At 43.8% G+C, this 17,619-nt stretch carries 17 protein-coding genes; 4 read left to right on the top strand and 13 right to left on the bottom strand.

Annotation, left to right across the window (positions count from 1 at the left end; genetic code table 11):
* Nucleotides 1–270: 270 nt before the first annotated feature.
* From JHD69_RS12275 to JHD69_RS12245, 7 genes are all read right to left on the bottom strand, one after another.
* Nucleotides 271–777 (bottom strand): outer membrane beta-barrel protein, encoded by a 507-nt coding sequence (locus JHD69_RS12275; protein WP_199140636.1) that lies wholly within the window; start codon nt 775–777, stop codon nt 271–273.
* A 396-nt stretch (nt 778–1,173) separates the two neighbouring features.
* Nucleotides 1,174–2,301 (bottom strand): DNA adenine methylase, encoded by a 1,128-nt coding sequence (locus JHD69_RS12270; protein ID WP_199140635.1) that lies wholly within the window; start codon nt 2,299–2,301, stop codon nt 1,174–1,176.
* Between the two features lie 15 nt (nt 2,302–2,316).
* Complete coding sequence (gene miaA, locus JHD69_RS12265; protein ID WP_199140634.1) at nt 2,317–3,249, bottom strand: tRNA (adenosine(37)-N6)-dimethylallyltransferase MiaA; 933 nt, start codon at nt 3,247–3,249, stop codon at nt 2,317–2,319.
* Entirely contained in the window at nt 3,250–4,092 is an 843-nt protein-coding gene (locus tag JHD69_RS12260) for a hypothetical protein (protein WP_199140633.1), read from the bottom strand. It lies immediately after the preceding gene.
* Nucleotides 4,083–4,460, bottom strand: coding sequence for a hypothetical protein (locus JHD69_RS12255; protein ID WP_199140632.1), 378 nt, complete (start codon nt 4,458–4,460; stop codon nt 4,083–4,085). The genes JHD69_RS12260 and JHD69_RS12255 overlap by 10 nt, the downstream gene beginning before the upstream one ends.
* A gap of 62 nt (nt 4,461–4,522) precedes the next feature.
* Complete coding sequence (locus JHD69_RS12250) at nt 4,523–5,551, bottom strand: MBL fold metallo-hydrolase (protein ID WP_370583486.1); 1,029 nt, start codon at nt 5,549–5,551, stop codon at nt 4,523–4,525.
* A gap of 195 nt (nt 5,552–5,746) precedes the next feature.
* Entirely contained in the window at nt 5,747–6,214 is a 468-nt protein-coding gene (locus JHD69_RS12245; protein ID WP_199140630.1) for a YMGG-like glycine zipper-containing protein, read from the bottom strand.
* A 227-nt stretch (nt 6,215–6,441) separates the two neighbouring features.
* On the opposite strand from JHD69_RS12245, the gene JHD69_RS12240 reads away from it, so the two are divergent.
* Nucleotides 6,442–7,827 carry an MBL fold metallo-hydrolase RNA specificity domain-containing protein gene (locus JHD69_RS12240; RefSeq protein WP_199140629.1) on the top strand — a complete coding sequence of 462 codons (1,386 nt, stop codon included), beginning with the start codon at nt 6,442–6,444 and terminating at the stop codon, nt 7,825–7,827.
* Between the two features lie 94 nt (nt 7,828–7,921).
* Here the strand turns inward: JHD69_RS12240 and JHD69_RS12235 are convergent, their stop codons facing one another.
* The 6 genes from JHD69_RS12235 to JHD69_RS12210 form a co-directional block, all read right to left on the bottom strand.
* Complete coding sequence (locus JHD69_RS12235; RefSeq protein ID WP_199140628.1) at nt 7,922–8,104, bottom strand: hypothetical protein; 183 nt, start codon at nt 8,102–8,104, stop codon at nt 7,922–7,924.
* Between the two features lie 99 nt (nt 8,105–8,203).
* Nucleotides 8,204–8,587: a DUF3037 domain-containing protein gene (locus JHD69_RS12230; RefSeq protein ID WP_199140627.1), complete on the bottom strand. Its 384-nt coding sequence runs from the start codon at nt 8,585–8,587 to the stop codon at nt 8,204–8,206.
* Nucleotides 8,565–9,362, bottom strand: a complete 798-nt coding sequence (locus tag JHD69_RS12225) for a HipA family kinase (protein ID WP_199140626.1) — start codon at nt 9,360–9,362, stop codon at nt 8,565–8,567. The genes JHD69_RS12230 and JHD69_RS12225 overlap by 23 nt, the downstream gene beginning before the upstream one ends.
* Before the next feature lie 99 nt (nt 9,363–9,461).
* A complete protein-coding gene (locus tag JHD69_RS12220; RefSeq protein WP_199140625.1) occupies nt 9,462–10,139 on the bottom strand; it encodes a DUF4397 domain-containing protein in 678 nt (225 codons plus the stop codon).
* 113 nt (nt 10,140–10,252) lie between these two features.
* The gene (locus JHD69_RS12215; RefSeq protein ID WP_199140624.1) at nt 10,253–11,038 is read right to left on the bottom strand and encodes a DUF3050 domain-containing protein; all 786 of its coding nucleotides are present in this window, start codon (nt 11,036–11,038) and stop codon (nt 10,253–10,255) included.
* Between the two features lie 57 nt (nt 11,039–11,095).
* A complete protein-coding gene (locus JHD69_RS12210; RefSeq protein WP_199140623.1) occupies nt 11,096–12,256 on the bottom strand; it encodes an aldose epimerase family protein in 1,161 nt (386 codons plus the stop codon).
* A gap of 461 nt (nt 12,257–12,717) precedes the next feature.
* Here JHD69_RS12210 and JHD69_RS12205 point away from each other — a divergent pair, with 461 nt between their 5' ends.
* From JHD69_RS12205 to JHD69_RS12195, 3 genes are read left to right on the top strand one after another with little or no spacing between them, the layout of a single operon-like run.
* Complete coding sequence (locus tag JHD69_RS12205; protein WP_199140622.1) at nt 12,718–13,524, top strand: hypothetical protein; 807 nt, start codon at nt 12,718–12,720, stop codon at nt 13,522–13,524.
* A complete protein-coding gene (locus JHD69_RS12200) occupies nt 13,514–15,529 on the top strand; it encodes a helix-hairpin-helix domain-containing protein (protein ID WP_199140621.1) in 2,016 nt (671 codons plus the stop codon). Before JHD69_RS12205 ends, JHD69_RS12200 begins: the two co-directional genes overlap by 11 nt.
* 5 nt (nt 15,530–15,534) lie before the next feature.
* The gene (locus JHD69_RS12195) at nt 15,535–17,619 is read left to right on the top strand and encodes a ComEC/Rec2 family competence protein (RefSeq protein ID WP_199140620.1); all 2,085 of its coding nucleotides are present in this window, start codon (nt 15,535–15,537) and stop codon (nt 17,617–17,619) included.

The following is a 17,619-nucleotide window of genomic DNA, read 5'->3' as shown; positions in this document are numbered from 1 at the left end:
CCCCCCCCCCCCCCCCCCCCCCCCCCCCCCCCCCCCCCCCCCCCCCCCCCCCCCCCCCCCCCCCCCCCCCCCCCCCCCCCCCCCCCCCCCCCCTTTTTAGATGTGTATAAGAGACAGGGTTTTTGGATAACTCAAACAAATCAATATTCAAGCCTTAAGACATGTTGCCTTTTTGTGAATTGCAAGCAAAATCCTGCCTACTTTCCCGAAAATTTTAGCCAAAAAAAAAGCCCCGATGAATGCATCGGGGCTTTTTTTTAAGACGGTTTCTTACAATTTAAAGCCATAAGCCAAACGCAAACCTACGTAGCCAATGCTTCCGTTGTTAGAATAGCCTTCATATTTCAAGCCAAGGTCTAAACCATTGCTCCAAGCATAGCCAACAGCTGGCGAGTAAACAAATGCAGTACCACCACCTGAAGTTGTGCTAAATCCAGCACCAGCTTCGGCTAAACCGTAAGCGCCAGCACCGCTATCGTTGAAGAAATATTTAAGACCAGCTTTAACTGGAATAAATCCAAAGCTGCCACCACCATAAGTGTCTTTTAACGAGAAATTAGTGTAACCAGCAGTAATTGGAACCGACAATTGTTTGTCGATGTCGAACTGATAACGCAAATCGCCACCAATAGCGAAGCTATAACCAGTTGTAGTTGGAATACCAACATTTAAACCGATGCCGAATTTTGGAGCTGATTGCGCATTAACATGAGTACTTGTGAAGAATAAAGCCAGTGCAGCTACTGCAGAAGCTAAAAATTTTGTAGAATTTTTCATTGTTAAAAATACTTTGGTTAAGTTTTGTTGTGGACAGCCTTTATTGGCCGTCTACTCAAATTTAAACAAATTGTGTGCCACATGACAAAACCAAATTTTGAATAGTTAATAACATATTAACATTCTTGCAAGGCATTTGTTCGTAGCAAATGTAATTAGATAGTATCATGAGTACTATAAGTTAAGCACACCTCATGAAAACCAATATAATTAACTGAAAATTAAACAAATACAATCTACACGAAAAATCGGAACGGCTTGCGCTAGCTGGCCAAAACCCGCCAATGCAATTGTTAAGGAAATGTAAATTATGATTTTTGCTTGTTTTGGAGCCCCTCGGCAATACCTTTACCAGCCACGGATTCTTGCTTGCCGACCAGTTTAACAGGCAAAAAACTAATAATTGGTAATAATCAGGTGCGTTACTGCCCTTTTGTTTCTGCCTCTTACATTATAACTATAACGCTTATTGAAATTTACAATTTTTATTTGAGGATGGGTATAGATTTTTCGGATAAATCCAGTCTCCTTGATAACCACCATCCACTTGGCCTTGCAACCTATTAAAAAATTGGCCAGTCGCTCCTGATCGTATGGTGTAAAGGCATTTTGGTCGTACTCCGAAAATTCGCTGTCGTATGGCGGATCCAGGAAAATAAAATCGCTGGGTATTAAGTCCAGTCCATTTAAAAAAGCCTCGAAATCGTCGTTGGCTATTTTCGTGGCTTCAAACAACCCGGCAGTTTCTTTGCTGAAAATATGCTGGATTTTCTGATGCAGGCTCTTTTTATTGTACGCGATGCCTCCATACGGGATGTTAAACTCGCCTTTGGCATTAAACCTGAACATGGCTCCATAGCAAAGCTCGCGCACAAAATACCAATTGGCTACAGCCTTGGCCATCGGCAAGTTTAAAGTTTGCTTATAATATTGATTTAATAGCTTTCTGAAAAACAGATAAGTGCCGCTCCTTAATCCCGTTTCGAAATGCACGGCCAATTCTGAGGCACTAAACTGGCGATGCTCCCTTTGCTCAATCCGTTTAATGCGCTTAGCCTTATCGGTTAGGCTGTTCAAAAGAACGCTCCGAAATCCATCAACATCTACCAGAAAATCCTTGTCGTTGAGCAGACCGTGTTTGGCAAGTTGTTTCGTCAAAGTTTCTTCAAGCCATTGGTACAACTCGTTTATGGGCAAATCCGTATGGATAAACCTCGTAAAAATCTCTCCGCAACGCTCCCAAAGCTGTGCCGATAATTTGGCCAAGGCGGTCCAGGCATCGGCATATCTAATAAGCTCTGCTTTGAAATCTTCCTGTCCAAGCTGCCGGTAAAAATTAACGAGGTCGGCACTCTTATCATTAATGAAGGCGGGAACACGGGGTTGCAAGGCGAAAAACACGCCTCCCCCTCCAAAAAAAGGCTCAACATAGCGTTCAAATTGAGGGATGTGGTGGGCAAACAGGGCAAATTCCTTATACTTACCTCCCGTCCATTTGATCAGTGGCCTCATTTTTTTGTTCATGGAGCGAATATGCGATTATTTTGAATTAAACGCCATAAATAAATCGACAACTTCCTTTTGGAGTTGGGCTGTCCCTTTTTCGGCCTTCAGCCAATGGATATTTACGCCGTCCTTCTCCATCTTCCTGAAAAAAGTCATCTGCCTTTTGGCAAACTGGCAAATTGCAGTTCCCAGCCTCTCCTGCAGGGTGGCCAAATCCATTTCGCCTTGCAGATAAGCACCTACGAACTTATATTCAAGCCCATAAAAAGAAAGCATTGCTGCCGATACGCCATCGTGGAGCAGGCCTTCAACCTCCGCAATCAGTCCATGGTTTAGCCGCAATTGCAAGCGGTCTATAATTCTTTTCCTCCGCAATACGACCTCGCTATCCAAACCAATAACCAAAGGCTTAAGCATTGGCCTGGACCGCCGCGGCAAAGGGTTATTTTGGAGATAGTCGGCAATTTCTATCGCCCTAATCAGTCTCTTGGCCGACGAATAATCAGCCTGGGCTCTTAAACTTTCGGGGTATTGGTTAATTCTATCTTGCAATTCGGCTTTGGACAAGGGCAAAAGCGCAGTTCGCAGCGCTTCGTTAACAGGAACAGCGGTCAGTTCGTGGTTTTGCAACAAACTATGGATGTACATGCCGGTACCGCCACACAAAACAGGCAAATGCCCACGTTGAACAATATGCGCCAAGGCCTGGTAAAAATCATCCTTAAAAGCATTGACCTGGTATTTTTCGCCCGCGTTCTTGATGTCTATTAAATGATAAGGAATATGATTTCCGTTGATTTGGTATTCGTTAAGGTCTTTTCCCGTACCAATATCCATTCCTTTAAAAACCTGCCTGCTATCGGCACTGATGATTTCGCCGTTTAACCGGTCGGCTACCGCAACAGCCAATTTGGTTTTGCCAGAAGCCGTTGGCCCCAAAATGATCAATAATGGATGTGCCTGCATTTAAAAGTAAAGGTAATATTTTAAGTTGCCCGTGTTAAATAACTTGATATAGCCGTTAAAAGCCAAAAAATCGTCCAAATTTAAGTCTTTTTGAGCTTCAAAATCCAATACGATTTTGGCGGGCAGGCGATGCGGAAAATACCTGACCAGTGTTGAGCTGTTTACGTACAAATAGGCAGGTTCGGTTTCGTTGGCATAACTAAACCCTAGTTTATCGTAGCCCTTGCCCAGCGACCAGTCTCTGTCTGCATAGGTCATCAGGTCGTTTAGTTTGATCTGTTTGGTAAAATGCCTGATCAGCTTGCTCAAACCACCTGCAATGGTTAGTCCGTTGGCCGAGGCAAACCTAACCAGCTCTGCCGATTGGTAAGCAACTCCTTTTGACTTCATGGGCCTTGCGCTACTAAAGCTTGCTACAGCCAACAATTCATCATGATAAGTTAAACCATAATGGTATTTGGCATGGATATAGCCTTGCAAATGATGCATATCTAAAAAGTGCTGAGCGGTTTTCGAATCGATTTCAACGATTTGGGACTGCCTGCCATGATAAATCTGGTTTAAACCGAGAAAAGACCTGACGCGCATCAGTACTTGCGCCCTCCTGGCCAACCAAACATCTTCCCACAAATGCACCAACTGCTTGCCTTCTTGTTGGTATTGAAACTGCAAGGCGATTAGCTCTTTGGGTTCAAACTGATTTGTTAAAGACACCAAATGAATAAAAAACTGCCCGTTGCACTGCAAAATACAGTAAGGTGCCGGGTGCAGCCATTTGATATCGCGTTGAAATGCCTGTACAGTTAAAAAAACATCTTCCTGCCAAAACGGATTTAAACCCACCCTTTTTGTTTATAAAGCGTAAAACCTGTTTCGAGGGCATTTACAAGGTGATTTAATAATTCGTCGCTTAACTTGGTGACATGGAAGCACGATTTGCCTTTGAGCAACTTAAGCAGATCGGGCTGCAACAATTTTTTTAGCTCAGGTTCGATATAAACCGGCATAAAATAAAAACCAACACTATTCTTCAAGATGCAGACACTGACAAAAAATACCTCATCGTACTTTTTGCCCGCTATCTCCGCCTCCTGCTCGCTCCAAAGTTCATAAACTGAATCGGTATTGTTTCGAACGGCGAAACCTTTGGCCGCATAAGGTTGCAATGAAGCCCTAATGGTTTGGAATATTTCGACAAGATCGGTTTTCATGGTCTATGGTTTAGCTTTTTTTAACAAACACTAATTTAGGGGCAATTGTTCATTTAAACAATTTATAATTCTTTCCACCAAGCTGTCTGCGGTTTGTTTTGCAGGTTAAAGGTTTGTCCTAATTGTGGCGTAACCAATTGCACACCCAGCTCGTCGGCTTTGGCCTTTACTCTTTTAATCGGATCGTCCCAATCGTGGAGAGCCAATTTGAATTTACCCCAATGTACCGGCAGCAAACATTGCGCACCAAGATCGATACTGGCCTGTACCACTTCTTCGGGAAACATATGGATATAGGGCCACATGTCATTGTATTGGCCACATTCGAGAATAGCTAAGTCAAAAGGCCCATAAGTTTGTCCGATGTTCTTGAAATGGGTATCATAGCCCGAGTCTCCTCCCAAATAAAGCTGCTGGGTCTTGGTTTTAAGTATAAAAGACGACCATAGGGTTTGGTTACGCTTAAATTTTCGTCCGGTAAAATGCCTGGCGGGCGCTGCAGTAAAGCGTAGCCCCATCAGCTCGGCGGTCTCGCCCCAAGCCAATTCGGTTAATTGGCCGGGCTTGATGCCCCATCGCTCTAAATGGCTGCCTGCGCCCAAAGAAGTTATAAAATGCTTGGTTTTGTCTTTTAGCTTTAAAATGGTTCCATAATCCAAATGGTCGTAATGATCGTGCGTAATCAGCACGATATCCAAAGGTGGCAGGTCTTCGGCCTTGATAAAACCGGTGCCCGGAAAGTTTTGGGTACCGATAAATTGAAAGGGCGATGTTCTGGCACTGAAAACAGGATCGACCAACAAATTCAGACCATCTACCTGGATCAGGTAAGATGAATGCCCAAACCAGGTAATTTTGAACGATTCTGACGCCGAAAAGTCTGGAACAAGTGGCGAAATAGCCCTTGGAGGCACACCATTCGCATTGCCTTTGATTACTTTAGACAGCATTTGCCACCATGAAACATCTTCTGGCTTGGTTGGTGTTGGCGAAAGGTTTTCGATAGCCCCACGGCCATAATTTGGCAATTGCCTTAGTTTTTCGAGTCGCTTTCCCTTTGGCAAACGCCCAAAAACTGGGAGTTGGAGCACGAAGCAAATAAATATAACGAGCGTTAAAACGACAATAAGCAGCAGATACATGTTGGTCGGTTTGAAATTACATGCAATGATAGATACAATTTCATTAGGGTACAATGTCAGGATGGTTAGCGCAATGTCTTTTTTTTATTCACAAAAAAGCCCAGTTCTTTTACAAACTGGGCTTTAACATAGCTAGATAATATATTATTGTTTTTTCTGTACCCTGCCGCTTTTTCTGTCTTCGGCCCTGCCAATGGCATAACCGGCACCTGCACCTGCCAAACCACCGATAATAGCGCCCCTGGCATTGTTTTTATCAATCAAAATACCGCCTAAAGCGCCAACACCTGCACCAATAGCTGTACCTTTGGCCGCATCGCTCCAGCCTTTTTTCTTGGCTGCCGCAGTGGTTCCGGCCGACGAGGTAGTGGTGGTGCCGCTAGACGAGTAGCTGGTTGTGGCACTTCTTCTGGCCGAGGCCAGTTCTGCCTGGTGTTTTTCTTCGATCAGGCGTTGCTTATTGGCTTCTTCCGCCCTTTTAAAACTATCTAATTTTAAGCTGTCTTTTACGGCAGCGATGGCCTGCTGTTTGGCCAATGCCTCTTCTTTGGCCCTATTGCCACAAGAAGCTAAAACTGTTGCCAAAGCAACTATTGCGATTATCCTTTTCATAATATTTAGATTTAATTTATACCCAACTAATGAAAAAATGATGCCAAAACAGAAACCGAGGCAACGCCAATTCAAAAAATACAGGCTCAATTCCATTCAAAAACAGCAACAAGGGCGTTTTTGTTTAGTCATTTTTTTTACCCATAGTTAAATCAGTTGGCCTTCAAGGTTTTGTTTGAACCACAAAAATGAATATCTTGTCCACTTTAGCGGAGAATCTAACTGAGATGAAATTAAGCGTATGGGGCGCTGCCCAGCAAGTAACGGGCAGCATGAGTTTGTTGCAGACCGAAGGATACAATATATTGATAGATTGTGGACTGGATTATGAAAAAGGTACTTATTTAGACGAAAACCAGCATTTTCCCTTCGCCCCCAGCAACATCGACGTGGTGATTCTGACCCATGCCCATATCGACCATTCGGGTAACCTGCCCACTTTAATCAGGATGGGCTTTGAGGGCCAGATCCTGTGCACGCCACCCACAGCCGATTTGAGCGAACTTTTGCTGTTGGATTCGGTAAATATCTTTTTAAGCAAACAAAAGAAAAAATCGCATGGCCGCAAAAAACGTTCAGGTCCTGCACCGCTTTACCTCCAGAAACACGTGATGGAAACCGTAGATCGCTTCGTCACCATCGGTTTTAACAAAACGTTCCAAATTAACGGCCATATAGCCCTCACTTTTGTTCCCGTTGGCCACTTACTGGGCGCTGCCGCCGTAGTACTGAGCATAACCGAACATGGAACCACCAAAACAATTGCCTTTACCGGCGATATCGGCCGAAAAAACTATCCTGTCCTCCCCGATCCGATGCCCTTGCCACCGGTTGATTACCTGGTTTGTGAATCTACTTATGGCGGACGCCTGCATTCGACGGGAACGACCATTGAACAAAAACTGATCGAAACGATAACGGAAACCTGTATCAAAAACCCTGGCCGGCTCATTATTCCTGCCTTCAGCATTGGCCGTACCCAATCGTTGGTATTTACACTGAACCAGATTTTTAGCAAGGGCCTGTTGCCTCCGGTACAGATTTTTGTGGATAGCCCGCTGGCCAATTATGCCACCGATGTTTACCGCAAGCACCATGAGCTGGTGAGCAACGAAGCCAAAACATTTTACCAGCTCAAAGGCGATGAATTTGAATTCGAGAACCTCACCTATACACACGACCAAAAGGAAAGCAAGTCGATCAGCAACTATTTGGAGCCCTGCATCATCATTTCTTCTGCCGGAATGCTGGAAGGTGGCCGCATTCAAGACCACCTTTACTACAACATCCAAAACTATTACTGCACAATTCTTTTTATAGGATTTTGTGCCAAGGGTACTTTGGGCGACAGGCTATTGCGGGGCGATCCTATTGTGCGTTTGCGCAACCGCGACCTCATGGTTTATGCTACCATTAAACAAACCGACCTGCTAAGCGGGCACGGCGACCACAACGACTTGATGGAAACCGTAAGGCAACAACCCGTGCAGCAGCTCAAAAAGGTATTTTTGGTTCATGGCGAAACCAAAAGCATGCTTGCCTTTGCCGATGCCTTACAACAGGAAGGCTACCAAGTGGCTATTCCCGAGCGGGGCGAAACATTTGAACTTTAAGCCTGGGCAACAATTTTTATTTCTTTTTTCTTTAAGATTAACGAGCTGATGAGTGCAACGATTAGTCCAAGTGGCAGGATTTCCAGATAAGTCATTAAATGATGCCAAAGGGACTCTTGTAAATCTCCTTGAAAGAATCCATCTGGGCAATCTGCTTATTGAGTTCAGCTTGCGACACCTTGGCTTCTTTAGCCTGATTGATTACATAAGCCGAATATTTCTCCATAAAATCGGGGATAAAGTTGTAATACACAATAAGCCAGGCGATAACATACATGGTTGAGGCGATCAAAGCAATTAAGCCACTATTTTAAAGGCATTGCCAAAACTAATCAGGCCACCATTAAACTTATATTTCCTGGCCTTTGCTAACATGCTATAAAACCAATTGCTGGTGCAATCTCTCTAATGTTTCCTGCGCATCTATACAGAAGCCTGGATGTACTTTAGAAGCCTGTACAACGGTGCTCCGGGTGGCCGTAAGCCAACGAAAACGCGAGGCCATATCTAACTGGCCAATAGGCCCTGAACCTTCCTTACCCTCGCAAATCTTTTCGATAGCCAATAGATTGCTCCAAATGAAATCGGTTTCCGTTTCGCAAGCAAAGGCGTTCAGGCGTGCTTCGTTCAGGTGAAAAAGGCTCTTCAGGAATTTCTGTTTGGCACAATACAGAATAATCCCAACATTCAAAAATTCTTCGCGCTCTACCTTGGGCACCACGCGAATAACGGCATATTCAAATAAGTGCAGCTCTTGCATGTTGTGCTTCTTTTACAAAAATGGAAGAATTTTCTATTCGGGTATTTAAAAACGACGCATAAGCTGCTCTTTGGGCCTCGCTGCTTTCGAAAGTTCTTTCGTCAAGCCATGCATCAGGAATGAGGCGCAGCACTTCGTTAATCAATGCTGGATGCAGCAGCTTGCGCAATTCGGCATCAACCTTCTCCAGCAAACCGGCCTGTGGCAATAAAACATGATCCTTGACCAATACAAATGGCCGTTGGGCCTGTTCTTCCCAATTTTGCCACGAATGGTGGAAATAAAGCGATGCGCCATGATCGATAAGCCAAAGCTCCTTATGCCAGAAAAGCATATTGGTATTGCGCGCAGTTCTGTCCATATTGGTGAGCAGGCAATCCAGCCACACGATTTTCGAAGCCAGCAACGGGTCAATCGTGGCCACTGTCGGGTCGTAAGTGATTGCGCCTGAAAGGTAATGTAAGGCCAGGTTAAGGCCTACGCTTGCCTTCAGCAGGTCTTGTATCTCTTCGTCAGGTTCGGTTCTGCCAAAAGCCTCGTCGAGGTTGGCAAAAACAAGTTCTGGTACCTTAAGGCCCAAAGCCCTGGCCAATTCTCCACCAATAATTTCGGAGATGAGCGCTTTATGGCCCTGTCCGGCACCCCTAAACTTAAGCACATACAAAAAGCCGTCGTCTGCTTCGGCAATGGCAGGCATAGAACCTCCCTCACGCAATGGCGTTACATAGCGGGTCACATTGACGGTTCTTAACTGTAAGGATTGTTGCTGATCCATTTGAAATGATAAGGACCAAAAATAACAAATTTTAAACGGCTCCGGCATAAAAAAAGCATTGCGGCAATGGCAATGCTTTCTTCTTTCAAGAAAAGAATTTTAGTTGTGCAAAATCACATGATAGTTCGCTGTTGTCGAATTAGCGGCATCAAACCAAACCGTGTAAACCTTACCCGATTGGAAAGTGGAAGCTGGAATAACAGTTGTGGTTCCCGAACCTACAATTGATACCGTTAAGGCATTGACATTGGCATCTATTAAGTTATAAGCCGATACATTGCCATATTGCAGGCCATTGATTAAAGCCGACCCTCCGCTAATGATAATATTGACCGAGTTGTTGAAAGCCGAGCCCAAGTTCATAAACCTTACTTTAGCCTTACCTGATGCCGGAGCCGTATTATCGTCGCCAAAACCTGTAATTTGACCAGCGCCAGAAGCATCGGTATAATAAAATGCAGTATAAGAGCCATTGGTATTCATGCCTACATTGGCCGAAGCTTTTAAAGTAGCGGTAGTTGCATCCTTAAAAGAAATGGTACTTGAACCTGCTTTTACCGTAAAGTAATCACTGGCATCTCCATAAGCCAAGGCTGTAGTGGTTAATTTGGTACTCCCTTGATAAAAATCCTGGGCGTTGGAGCCTTGTACCGCATTTACAACTTTGATTTTGGCATCGCCACTAACCACTACAGGGTCATCGTTCTTTTTACAAGACGAAACCAATACTGCAACCATACAGACTGCTGCCAGCAGACCAGATGATGTCCTATTCATAAATGTTTTCATAATTTTTAATCATTAAGCAATTTTATGCCTCAAATACCAAGCCAATAGAACCCAAAAACATCTTTTTATTACTATAAGTGCTAAAGCTTTGCTCCTGCAATTTACGCAATGGCTTTCGTTTTACAAATTTCTTTGTGCACTTCATTCCAGAGCTGAATGCGTTGCTGCAATGATTCGCTGATGGCCGCACCAACTTCGGTCCATTTCTGTTCGTCGTCTCCACAAAGCAAGGCCGTCATTTCCAAGGCCAAATGGCTATGGTGGTCGCCGTCAACTTCGATATGTCTTTCCAAATAGTATTTAAAGATGCTGATCTGCTCCGGAAAATCGAGCGCCATATCTTTAATAATAGCCAAGAACATCGACGGGATCAGGTCTTCGCGACCGAAAGTGAAAATACCGGCCTGTAAGTAGGCTTTCTGGCTATGGATTACGTTAAAGGTAAAATCTACAAACTGACGGGCAGCCATTGGTGTATCCGATGTGGCATAGGCTTTTTCGAAGTCTCCATCGGCCTTTAACGAGCCAATAAACTGATTGATGCTGGCTGTACTTGCGCCACACTGTTCCATGGCTTCCAAATAAAGCTCAAAATGGCTTTTGCGTTGGCCATGCTCGTCCACATCCGACTCCTCGCCTACCACAATCTCGTTAATGAGATGCCTTGTGGCCGCGTTGCCGGTAGGAAACCAAGGTACGGAGGTACAAGTCAAATTATTTTGTAGCGCCTTTAAAAGCGACATAAAATCCCATACGGCAAAAATATGGTACTGCATAAACAGGCGCAGGTCTTCTACGCTTTCAATTACACCATAAACCGGATGGTTCACAATTTGTTGCCTCAACGGTTCGATGGCAACCTGGATACGTTCGATGTGTTTGTTCATAACTCGACTAAAACCGCAAAGCTAAGCTTCTTTGCCGGGCCTGATGTCAGCCAAAAATCAATTATTCGAAAATTTATAAACGGAACTCGTCCGATAAACCTGATCAGGCCCAAGCATGGTGCTCGGAAAGTTGGACTGGTTGGGCGAATCGGGAAAATGTTGCGTTTCCAGACAAAATGCCGTCCTAAAACCGTCTTTTGCACCCGATTTAAAGGTATTTTTACTTTGCATAAAATTACCGCTATAAAACTGCAGACCAGGCTCTTGGGTATAAATATCCATAACGATTCCAGATTTATCGCCTTTAACCGTTGCGGCGTGATACATGCCCAAGGCTTTGGTTTTGTTGAGCACATAGTTATGGTCATAGCCTTTGCCAAAAGCCAGCTGTTCGTTTTGCTGGTTGATGCGGCTGCCGATAGGCTGTGGCTGCGTAAAATCGAAAGGTGTACCAGCTACCTGCTGTAATTTGCCAGTTGGGATCAAAGTTGAATCGACTGGCAGGAAATAATTGGCATAAAGTTGCAGGCTGTGTTTGAGGATATCGCCACTGCCCTCGCCATTAAGGTTGAAAAAAGCATGATTGGTCAAGTTTACAACCGTATTTTTATCGGTAGTAGCCTCATAATCCATTTTCAACTCGTTATCATCTGTCAAAGTATAGGTTACTTTGACTTTAAAATTGCCCGGAAAGCCCTCCTCCATATCTTTTGAAAGATAGCTAAGCTCCAGCGTATGGGCATTGGGCTGCTTGGCATCCCAAACTACATATTGAAACCCTTTTTTGCCGCCATGCAGGGTATTAGGTCCATTATTGGCAAATAAGGTATAAACTTGGCCATCCAGTTTAAATCTACCTTTGGCAATACGATTGCCATAGCGGCCAATGGTAGCCCCAAAATAAGGCTCTGTGGCTTCTTGATAGGCTTTTGCACTCGGCAGTCCCACTACCACGTCTATCAGTTTGCCTGCTTTATCCGGAACGAGCAGACTCACTAAACGTCCACCATAATTGGTAAAATTGGCTTCCATATGCTTGGCGTTAACCAACCTGTAAAGTGCAACCGCTTTGCCATCAATGGTCGTTTTAAACGAATCGGCCATTAAGCCATTGCCTGCCGTTGGCTGCTCGTTAGCAGTTTCCCGGTTTGATGAATGACAGGCCTCCAAAGCCCCAAGGATCAGGAAAATAAAAAAATGATGTTTTTTAATATTCATATTAGGAATAAATTTGGTGGGGAGGATTAAATATAAATTAAATGTAGGCAGTACGAGCTTAAATAGCAAAACTAAATCGATTTATTTATCCATAACGACAGCTTCAGTCCGTGGCTTTCATGATTTGGATCAAAAAACATTACATACGATAAACAAATTAAAGAATAGAGAAACTTTATTAAACTAACTAGCTAATTATAAAGGCATTAAACTAAATATATTTTAAGCAGGATCAATCTGGATTTGAACTGCCCAAATCTTATTATGCAGCAATAGTGGACAGTTAAAAACATCATGATCGATCAGCTAATCGCCATTCCGATGCACAAGCGCATGTGGACACATGCCTAGATGGGAAAGAATTAAAAATTTAATTTCGAATATTAAGTTTAAAAAGAATAAAATTTTAAATATTTAATTTTTATATCATTTATATTCTGTAAATTAGGCTTACCTTACCTATGAACAGAATATTACTATGCCTAGCAATGCTACAAGGTAGTGTTGCTAATGGCCTTGCGCAAGCCCATTTAGGCGCAAGGCTGGCTGCTATGGGCAATAACGGCAATGCCATTGAAGATGTTTGGAGCATACAGGGCAACCCGGCAGGCATCTCTGGGATTCCGAAAATAGTGGCGGCCATTGATTACACTAAGTATCTTTTTGCCACCGAACTCAGTCGACAGGCCATTGCCATTGCCATTCCTTTTCAAAAAAACAGCATTGGGATTAGCTTAGACCGCTATGGTATTGCCGAATACAATGAAATCAGGGCCAGCTTGGCCATGGTTAGAAAGTTCGGCCGGCAACTGGCCATTGGACTCAAGGGGAATTACCATCAGCTTAAAATCGACAACTATGGCGCAACTTCGGCATTTTCTTTGGATGTAGGCTTTCTTTATCGCTTCAATAAGCAGCTTTTGCTTGGTTTTTACATCGATAATCCGGCGCTTCAGGCATACAAGAGCCCAGCGGTTAAGCTCATTATTCCGACCTCTTTTCATCTGGGCTTCTCGTATCTCGTCAGCGATAAGGTGCTGCTTGCTAGTGATTTGAGCAAGACACTGCATCTTCCGATTGATGTGGCCATCGGTATAGATTACCAACTGCTAGCGCTATTCAGCCTGCGTGGCGGTTTAACGGCCAAGCCCTTTAAGCAGTATGCCGGCTTTGGCCTCCACTATAAAAAATTCATGTTAGACATGGCCGTAGCCAGCGATCCTTACCTGGGCTACTCGCCTCAAATTACTTTGGGTTATGTATTTTAGAGTTTTATTGATGCTTTTCTTGTATAGCAATATCGTTAGGGCGCAAACGGCCGAAGCGGGTTTTATCAAAGACTTGATGGAGAGCCTGGCAGAAAACCTACCTGAAGATTACGACCTTTTTGAACTGGAAGACCGCTTGATCTATTTCAGCAAACATCCCATCAACCTGAACCAAACCCATGCAGCAGAATTAAAAAGCCTGGTTTTTCTTTCGCCCCTGCAAATCAGTAATTTCTTCGCCTACCTCAAAGCCAATGGGCCTTTCATTGACGTACTCGAACTGCAAAGTATTCCCAATTTTGATGCGGAAACCGTAACACGGCTATTACCTTTTGTTGCTATAGCAAATAATAGCCTGATGAGGAAACCTACTTTGAAGAACCTACGCTTATTTGGCGAAAACGACCTATTTATTCGAGCCGGACGGACATTAGACATGCCAAAGGGCTTCTCCAAGCTAACCGGAAGCAAATATTTGGGCACGCCAGAACGTTTGCTGCTGCGTTACAAATACAATTTTGCCCAACGGATAGACGCCGGCTTGATTGCTGAAAAAGATGCGGGAGAAAAGTGGAGTGCCGACTTTAAATCGGCCCACTTGGCAATTTTTAATACCTGGAGATTTAACAAAATAGTTTTAGGCGATTATAGCCTGCAATTTGGCCAGGGATTAACCCTTTGGTCGGGGTTTGCATTTGGCAAGGCTCCTGATGTAACCAGTGTTGCCAAAAAAGACCTCGGATTGAGACCTTATCATTCGTCCAACGAATATGCTTTCTTACGCGGAATGGCAACAACCGTTACATTAACCAAGTACCTGGTTTTTACCGGATTTTTATCTTACAGAAAGCTCGATGCCAGTTTAAGCCTGAACAACGAAGGCGAAGAAGTGCTTACCACCATCAATGAAACGGGCTATCATCGAACGGAGAGTGAGATCAAAAACAGGAACCGTTTAACCCAATTGTTTTTTGGTGGCGCATTACAGTACCAAAGAAACAACCTCAATATTGGCCTGATTGCCCACCGTACCAATTACAACCGTGCTTTTACAGCCGAAACATCTCCATATCGCTATGATGATTTTTCGGGAAAAACACTGACCAACCTAGGCTTGCACTACACGTACACTTATCGAAACTTTTATCTTTTTGGCGAAATTGCCAAAAGCCTGCAAAGTGGCCTGGCTTATGTAAATGGTGCTTTGATCAGCCTGTCGGCAAAAGCGTCGGCAGTTGTACTTTACCGCAACTATGCCAGCAACTACCACAACTTTTTTAACCAGGCAATGGCCGAAGCAACCCGCGCCACGAATGAAAGGGGTTTGTATGTTGGATTAAACTTATATCCTGCCAAATCGTGGGCCATTGCAGTCTATGCAGATTATTTTAAATTTCCTTGGCTAAAATTCAGGATTGATGCACCATCAGATGGGTATGAGGTTTTGGGGCAGTTGAGCTATATGCCGAGCAAAACCTTCAAAATCCAGCTGCGCTACAAGAGCGAGCTGAAACAGCAAAATACAGACCTGGCTGTTCCCATCAATTACCTCGACGAGGTAAAAAAGGAATCGTACAGGGCAGATGTAAACTGGCAACTGAACAGATCGATTGGCTTTCAAAATCGCTTGGAGGTATCGCAATATCACAAGGGCGCAAGCGGTGCAGAATTTGGCTATCTCGCCTACCAGGATATGAGTTATAAGCCACTGAGAACCAGATTATCAGGAAACATAAGGATTGCCTATTTCAATATCCCCTCTTTTAACAGCCGAATATATGCTTATGAAGATGATGTGCTGTACAGCTTCAGCTTTGGCATGTATAGTGGCAAAGGTTGGAGAAACTACCTGAACCTGAAGTACAAACTGCTCAAGCGCCTGGACATTTGGGTCAGGTATGCCCTTTCATTTTACCCCAGAGCAGGCACTGTTGGCTCCGGTCTAGATGAAATTGAAGGCAACAAAAAAAGCGATATTAAACTACAATTTCGCTACCAATTCTGATTGTTTTGACTTTTAAAGGCGAAATCGTTTTTGTAAGGGTGCTTTTCCCTTTTCTGGCCGGACTAGTACTAGGCTACCATTTGCCCGATTGGTTTCCTAGTTATTTGCCGGTCATATTGGCCATTGCCTTGTTAACTGGGCTATGGCTTACCCATCTGTTTTATAAAAAATGGAGAATATACCATTACAAGGGCATTACGGGCTTGTCATTTTATGTTTTCTGTTGTTTTTTTGGCATTTCGGTTTTTTTGCTCAACAAACAATCTTTAAACAGGCATTATTTTGGCAAATATAGCCCCACCTACCTTAAGGGGCATATCAGCAACGAGCCTCAAACAAACGGCTTCATCATGCGCTTTCAGTTAACCGTTGGCCAGGGCTATCAGCAAAACAGCTGGCAGTTGCGAAACGGCAAATTACTGGTTGGACTGAGGCTGAACAAAAACCGGCCCATCAAGCTCAATTATGGAGACGAGATACTTCTATTTTCGCAACATCAGGAAATAGAACCGCCTTATAACCCCGCCGAATTTAACTTTAAGGCTTGGCTAGCCCATCAAAACATCTATCATCAGGTTTTTATGAATCAGAATCAGTTGGTTCAGCTCCATAGCCAAGGTGGAAATCCCATACTAAAATACGCCATTACCCTGAGGCAAAAACAAGTATCGGTATACCGAAACCTTATCCATAACGATGAAGCCTTTGCTGTAGCTTCTACCCTGATTTTGGGTTATCGATCTGATCTGAGTCCAGAAACCCTAGCGGCCTACAGCAAAACCGGAACTATACATGCGCTCTCTGTTTCAGGCATGCATGTAGGAATTATCTACATTTTTCTGAATTGGGCCTTGTTCTTTTTAGAACGCAAACCAATTTTAAAAATCGTTAAACTATTGCTCATCTGCCTACTTATCTGGTACTATGCGCTATTAACAGGCCTTTCGCCTTCCGTGCTCAGATCGGCCGTGATGCTGAGCATTTACATTATTGCCAAATCGCTCAATAGAAGCACCAATGCTTACAACATCATAGCTTTTACCGCTTTTTGTTTACTCGTTTACGACCCTTTGCTACTTTGGGATGTAGGCTTTGAGCTTTCCTTTTTAGCCGTTTTTGGCTTGATTTATCTGCAACCCAAAATCTACCGATGGTTTTATTTTAAAAATAAATGGCTAGACAAACTATGGTCGGCCACGGCTATTAGTTTAGCCGCACAGCTGGCTACTTTTCCGTCCAGCATCTATTATTTCCATCAGTTTCCCTTGTATTTCATCATCAGTAACCTGTTTATCCTCTTGCCCATTACCGTATTGATGTACTTGGGCATTATAATTTTGATGCTCAGGCTGTACTTTCTGGCTCCTTTGTTCGAATGGCTCATCAATTTTACCAACCATGGTCTCCAGTGGATTGCCCACTTGCCCTTTGCCGGCATTAATGGAATTTGGATCAGCCAAGGGCAATTGGTGCTGCTCAGTTTCGCGCTCGGAAGCCTAGTCTTTGCCTTGGCACGTTACCAAAAACAAAGACTATTTGTAGCCTTGGCCTTGAGCATAGTCTTGCAGTCGACCTTTGTTTACCGGCACATCCAAACAGCTCAACAGCAAAAAATCATAGGCTTCAGCCTCCGAAAAAACTATGCCATGGCCTTTATTAAAGGTAAAAACGCATTAGTGGTTAGCGATTTGAACACAACCGACAAGTCCTTTAAATTCTACGTTGGGCCGGCTCTTGAACAATTGCAGCTCAACAAGCTTACATTCCTGAAATTCGACCAAGATACCGCTATGAAGTATTGGACCAAAAAAGAACATCAGCTACGCTTTGGCCCTTATCAACTGCTATTGCTCGATTCTTCATTTAACTCCAAAAAAATCGGCCAATTGCCCCGGTTCGACTTGGTATGGATTCATCGGGGTTTCAATCGAAAATTGGTAGAGTTGAGGCAGGAGCTCGTCTTTTCCGAACTTATCATCGATGCCAGCCTTAAAGACTACCAAATCAGGCGCTATGAGGCCGAGGCAAATAAAATTGGGATATCCGTCCATATTTTAAAGAAAAATAATTCATATTTGATTGACTTTTAG

Source organism: Pedobacter sp. ASV12 (assembly GCF_016429155.1).
Lineage (GTDB): Bacteria > Bacteroidota > Bacteroidia > Sphingobacteriales > Sphingobacteriaceae > Pedobacter.
The sequence above is the reverse complement of the archived record's forward strand: the minus strand, read 5'-3'. Positions and strand labels throughout refer to the sequence as shown.

Excerpts from the sequence above, each read along its gene's own strand:
- JHD69_RS12230 (WP_199140627.1), bottom strand. The coding sequence starts at position 8,587 with ATGCAAGAGCTGCACTTATTTGAATATGCCGTTATTCGCGTGGTGCCC.
- JHD69_RS12215 (WP_199140624.1), bottom strand. The coding sequence starts at position 11,038 with ATGAACAAACACATCGAACGTATCCAGGTTGCCATCGAACCGTTGAGG.
- JHD69_RS12255 (WP_199140632.1), bottom strand. The coding sequence starts at position 4,460 with ATGAAAACCGATCTTGTCGAAATATTCCAAACCATTAGGGCTTCATTG.
- JHD69_RS12235 (WP_199140628.1), bottom strand. The coding sequence starts at position 8,104 with ATGTATGTTATCGCCTGGCTTATTGTGTATTACAACTTTATCCCCGAT.
- JHD69_RS12275 (WP_199140636.1), bottom strand. The coding sequence starts at position 777 with ATGAAAAATTCTACAAAATTTTTAGCTTCTGCAGTAGCTGCACTGGCT.
- JHD69_RS12220 (WP_199140625.1), bottom strand. The coding sequence starts at position 10,139 with ATGAATAGGACATCATCTGGTCTGCTGGCAGCAGTCTGTATGGTTGCA.
- JHD69_RS12200 (WP_199140621.1), top strand. The coding sequence starts at position 13,514 with ATGTATTTTAGAGTTTTATTGATGCTTTTCTTGTATAGCAATATCGTT.
- JHD69_RS12210 (WP_199140623.1), bottom strand. The coding sequence starts at position 12,256 with ATGAATATTAAAAAACATCATTTTTTTATTTTCCTGATCCTTGGGGCT.
- JHD69_RS12245 (WP_199140630.1), bottom strand. The coding sequence starts at position 6,214 with ATGAAAAGGATAATCGCAATAGTTGCTTTGGCAACAGTTTTAGCTTCT.
- JHD69_RS12240 (WP_199140629.1), top strand. The coding sequence starts at position 6,442 with ATGAAATTAAGCGTATGGGGCGCTGCCCAGCAAGTAACGGGCAGCATG.
- JHD69_RS12270 (WP_199140635.1), bottom strand. The coding sequence starts at position 2,301 with ATGAACAAAAAAATGAGGCCACTGATCAAATGGACGGGAGGTAAGTAT.
- JHD69_RS12205 (WP_199140622.1), top strand. The coding sequence starts at position 12,718 with ATGAACAGAATATTACTATGCCTAGCAATGCTACAAGGTAGTGTTGCT.
- JHD69_RS12225 (WP_199140626.1), bottom strand. The coding sequence starts at position 9,362 with ATGGATCAGCAACAATCCTTACAGTTAAGAACCGTCAATGTGACCCGC.
- miaA (WP_199140634.1), bottom strand. The coding sequence starts at position 3,249 with ATGCAGGCACATCCATTATTGATCATTTTGGGGCCAACGGCTTCTGGC.